Source organism: Anaerolineales bacterium (assembly GCA_016928575.1).
Classification (GTDB): domain Bacteria; phylum Chloroflexota; class Anaerolineae; order Anaerolineales; family RBG-16-64-43; genus JAFGKK01.
Map to the genome: position 1 here is coordinate 1 of JAFGKK010000056.1, position 4,699 is coordinate 4,699.

Below are 4,699 nucleotides of genomic sequence, written 5' to 3' on the forward strand. Positions count from 1 at the left end.
CAATCTCGTCGCTGATGATGGAGGGTTGGTATGGGGCGGCCGGATTACACCGGAATCGGTGGCCGAATTGACCGGAATTTGCAGGGGAAGGCCGAATTCTGCTTGCGGGGATTCGAATCAAGGCGTCAAGCGGTACGGGTAATACTCGTTCCGACAGGGCGTCCCCCAGGCGGCGTGGATCTCTTTTTCCGTCAGATCGATGACCAGCGAGCAGACGGTCTTCTGCTGGTCGAGGGGATTTTCGTCGATCACCTCGTGCGAGCAGATCGAATTCGGATGGTTGACGTGGTCGCGCAGGATCCCCTGCAGGGATTCCAGATCGTGGCGATGGGACCGGCGCAGCAGGCGCAGGGCGCGGTAATAGCGGACGCGCGAGCCGATCAGGTGCTGGGAGTCGCTTTCCAGCCGGGCCATGCGGCGGCTGAGGTAATGGTTGGTGTGGGCCAGGACTCCCCCCTGGGCATACATCACCGCAAAGGAGCGCGCCGAGACCTCGATGTTGTAGGCTTCCCCGCTCTCGTGCACCAGCACATGGTTGTACCCCGCCGCCCGGTGCGGCGCGAGCGCCGCGGAGATCGCCTGCGAGATGGTGGAGGCCGCCAGCACCGCCCTCGAGACGAAAATCCTCGGAACCCCGATGCGCACGTCGCCGGGATAGACCGAATCGCAGCATTGGCAGATTCCGGCGGAATTGACGCCGATATTCGGCAGCAGGGCGCCGTAGGTCATCGCCAGGAACGCCGGTTCGCCTTCCGGTTCGGCCCGGATCAGGGTTACGTCCGGCTCGTCGGCCGGCAGCCAATCCTCGTTGTGGCCGATCAGCACCTTGCCGCCGGCGGTGTGCTCCTCGGTGACGGCGAAGGAGGTGCAGCCGAGCAGGTGCAGGGCGTCGGTGGTGATCGCCTCCAGGCAGTTGAGGACCATCAAATCGTCGAAGGGGGCATCCGCGCCCTCGGCCATCGCCCGCAGTTCTTCCACATAGCGCGGGGTGAGCTCCTGCGCGAACGGCAGGTATTTGTGCGCCTGGAGGACCGCCTCCGGCCATGTCAGCCGGAGGTGGTCGTAGGTCTGCTCCAGGAAGGCCTGCACGTTGGAGATCATATGAAGGATGGAATCCCTGCGCGCGCGTCCGAACGCCAAACCCATTTCGCGCGGCGTGCCTCCGATGTGGACCAACGGCAGCGGCTGAGAAGCCATGGGGTGAAGTTTAAAGGAAAATGCGGCTTTCGACAACGGGAAACGCCCCGGCGGCTTGACTCAAGGAAAACGGCCGATCCATCCTTCGCCGGCCTGGACGGGCGGACCCGCCCCGCGGCCCCGGAAAAGCCCGGATCCGGAAAAGACAAAGGCGGCCCGAGCCCCTCCTGTGATATGGTATAGGAGAGACGGGATCATCCTTGAAAGCTTGGGCGTTTATCCTCCCCGGCATGGCACTTGCCGCTGGCGTTCTATCCGGTTGCGCGAAGGCGGCGGAGTGGAAGGCCGCCCGCGCTTCGGCCGTAATCACGCCGGCTTCCCCCGGGGACTACCAACGGGTCCTGACCGTCGGCCGCCGTCTGCGCTCGTACCTGCTTCATATCCCGGTAGGCTTCTCCGCGAGGCGGCCGACCGCGCTGGTCTTCGTCTTCCACGGCTATTCGGAAAACGGGCGGTATATCCGGGCGGAGACCGGGATGGACCTGATCGCCGACCTTCAAGGGTTCCTGATAGTCTATCCGGACGGAACGGCTTCCACTGGGCCGCTGTCGTGGAACGCGGGCGGCTGTTGCGGGTACGCCATGAAGAACCGGGTGGACGAATCGGCTTTTGTGCGGGCGATCCTGGCCGACCTGGGCGGCTTCGCCTCGATCGATCCCCGGCGGATCTATGCGACGGGTTTTTCCAACGGCGCGCTCCTCTCCTACCGCCTGGCCTGCGAAATGGCGGATGCCTTCGCCGCCGTCGCTCCGGTCGCCGGAACCCTCTCTGTCAGCCCCTGCATCCCCCAAGAGCCGGTGTCGGTCCTCCACATCCACGGCTCCAACGACGTATCGGTTCCGTTCCGCGGCGGGGGAGTCAATCCCGCCTCCGGGCTTGCCTTCCCATCGGTGTATCGGGTGATCGCGGCTTGGGTGCGGAACAACGGATGCCAGGATTCGCCCCGCTGGGACAGGACCGGCTTGGTGATGCACACGGAGTATCCGGATTGCCGGAACGGCGCCGCCGTCGAACTGTATCTTGTCATGGGCATGGGGCACTTTTGGCCAACGCCCGGCATCCTTCCGGCTTCCCGGCTGATCTGGGAATTCTTCGCCGCCCATCCCAAGCCGTAAATCCCGCCCCGATGGTCCAACCGCCGGTATAATGGGCGGCCATGCGCCCGCCGGCCCGCCCGCATTCCGAATGGATCCCGCTGAAACAAACCGGCGTGCTCGCGACCGCCCTGCTGCTGGGGGCGCTTGCGGCTGGTTGTGCCCTGGCGCCCGCCGGCCCACAGGCGGCCGCTCCCACCTTCCCGAATCCCCCAACCTTCACCTTTCCGGCGGCCGTCCCGCCCGGTGATTCCAGGCGGACTCTGATCGTGGGCGGCTTCGAACGGTCCTATTTGCTGCATGTGCCGGCCGGGGTCCACGCCCGCACGCCTCTCCCGCTGGTGCTCGTCTTCCACGGCCACCGGATGACCGCCGCCGAAGGGCTAGCCGAGACGGGGTTTAACGATCTCGCCGACCGCCATGGATTCCTGGCCGCCTACCCGGAAGGAACCGGCCCCGCAGGCGCCCAATCCTTCAACGCCGGATTGTGCTGCGGATCGGCGGAGGCGAACCGCGTCGACGAGTCGGAATTCGTGCGCCTGATCCTCGCCGATCTGAACCGATCCTACGCGGTTGACCCGGCGCGGATCTACGCCGCCGGCTTTTCCAACGGGGCGATGCTTTCCTACCGCCTGGCGTGCGAAATGGCGGATACGTTCGCAGCCGTCGCGCCGGTCGCCGGCAATCTGGTGTTCGGCCCCTGCCGGCCGGAGGCGGGCGTCTCGCTAATCCACATTCAAGGATTAAGCGACGCCTCGATGCCCTACGCCGACGCCGACCTGGACGCGGACTCCGATCCGGCGATCCTGTCCGTCGAAGGCGGAATCGCTTTTTGGGCTTCGGTTAACGGCTGTCCGGAATCTCCGGAGACGGATCGGGAAGGAAGGGTCATCCGCCGCAACTACCCCTCGTGCGCCGGGGGAACGTCGGTGGTGTTGTATTCCCTCGAAGGCGTCGGGCACGTCTGGCCGGCCGATCCGGTTTTTCCGGCGTCGCAGGCGATTTGGGATTTTTTCGCCGCGCACCCCAAGCCGGACAAGCAGCCATAGCCGTCGCCCCCCCCCAGAAAATTCTTCCCCCTTCGACACCGGTTCTCCGGCAGAAAGTTGCGGCTTCGGAACTGCTTCCCCAATGACACTCCTCAGAGGCTTGCGCCAAGCTGGAATCGGCGCCAAAAAACCGAAGACGCTTCCGGACGGAACCCGCATTCCTGATATACTTCGCGCCATGGCCGACGCCCAGCCCTACGAACGCCTCGCCGAACGCCTCGACGGCCTGGCCAACGGCTTTCCTCCCGCGGCCGACGGATCACACCTGCGGCTGTTGGAGTACCTGTTCACGCCGGAGGAAGCGGCGCTGGCCGCCGAACTGGCCCCCGAGCCGGAAACGCCGGCGGCGATCGCCGCACGCCTTGGGCGGCAGATAGCCGAGGTGCGCCCGGCCTTGAAGGACATGGCCCGCAACGGGCTGATCACCGCCGGCCGCACGAAAGGCGGATTGGGATACGGACTGATGCCGTTTGTCGTCGGATTCTACGAGATGCAAGCGGGGCGGATGGACGCCGAGCTGGCCAAACGGTCCGAGGACTATTTCCGCTCCGGATTCCGCAGGATGTTGGCCATGCAGCCGGCCTTCCACCGCGTCATCCCGGTCCAAGAGAGCGTCTCAGCCGGAATCGCAGTCGCACCGTTTGAAACCGCCGCCGGAATTGTGGAGCGGGCTGCGGCCTGGGCCGTGACCGACTGCATCTGCCGCAAACAGACCGCGCTCATCGGCCGCCCCTGCCCGCATCCGGTCGAAGTCTGCATGATCCTGTCCGACACGCCGGGTGTATTTCACGGCCGAAGCGGAGTGCGCGAATTGACCAAAGACGGCGCGTTGGCGCTCTTGCGCAGCGCCGCGGACGCCGGGCTGGTGCATTCGGTTTCGAACACCCGCGAGGGACACTCCTACATCTGCAATTGCTGCACCTGCTCGTGCGGTATCCTGCGCGGGATGGCCGAGGGCGGGATGGCGTCGGTGGTCGCGCATTCCGGATTCGTCTGCCAAGTCGACCAAGCCGCCTGCAGCGCGTGCGGGTTGTGCGCCGAACGCTGCCCCTTCGGGGCTATTGCCGTGAACGGCGCCGCCCGAGTCGATCCGGTACGCTGCGCGGGATGCGGCGTATGCACGATTACGTGTCCGAGTCAGGCGTTGACTCTGGTGCGCCGTGCGGAAGGCGAGGCCGCGCCGCCGCCCGTGGACGAAGAAACTTGGCGAAGACAGCGCCTGGAGTGGCGCGCGAAGAATCAATCGTCTTAAAACCTCCTCCCCCTAAAAACTCCTCCCCCCCATCCCTTCGGGATGCGGGGACTAAGACTGAACTCACCAAACGGAGGAGCCCAGGGGGGGAACCGGCGGAAAACGGC

At 65.5% G+C, this 4,699-nt stretch carries 4 protein-coding genes; 3 read left to right on the top strand and 1 reads right to left on the bottom strand.

The window, feature by feature from the left end; genetic code table 11:
* Positions 1-117: 117 nt before the first annotated feature.
* Complete coding sequence (locus JW929_06790; GenBank protein MBN1439099.1) at positions 118-1,197, bottom strand: hypothetical protein; 1,080 nt, start codon at positions 1,195-1,197, stop codon at positions 118-120.
* Positions 1,198-1,427: 230 nt separating this feature from the next.
* Between JW929_06790 and JW929_06795 the strand changes: the two genes are divergently transcribed.
* The 3 genes from JW929_06795 to JW929_06805 all read left to right on the top strand — a co-directional run bounded on the left by JW929_06795 (position 1,428) and on the right by JW929_06805 (position 4,592).
* Positions 1,428-2,312 carry a hypothetical protein gene (locus JW929_06795; GenBank protein ID MBN1439100.1) on the top strand — a complete coding sequence of 295 codons (885 nt, stop codon included), beginning with the start codon at positions 1,428-1,430 and terminating at the stop codon, positions 2,310-2,312.
* 41 nt (positions 2,313-2,353) lie between these two features.
* A complete protein-coding gene (locus JW929_06800) occupies positions 2,354-3,340 on the top strand; it encodes a hypothetical protein (GenBank protein ID MBN1439101.1) in 987 nt (328 codons plus the stop codon).
* 82 nt (positions 3,341-3,422) lie between these two features.
* A complete protein-coding gene (locus JW929_06805; GenBank protein MBN1439102.1) occupies positions 3,423-4,592 on the top strand; it encodes a 4Fe-4S binding protein in 1,170 nt (389 codons plus the stop codon).
* Positions 4,593-4,699: the final 107 nt, after the last annotated feature.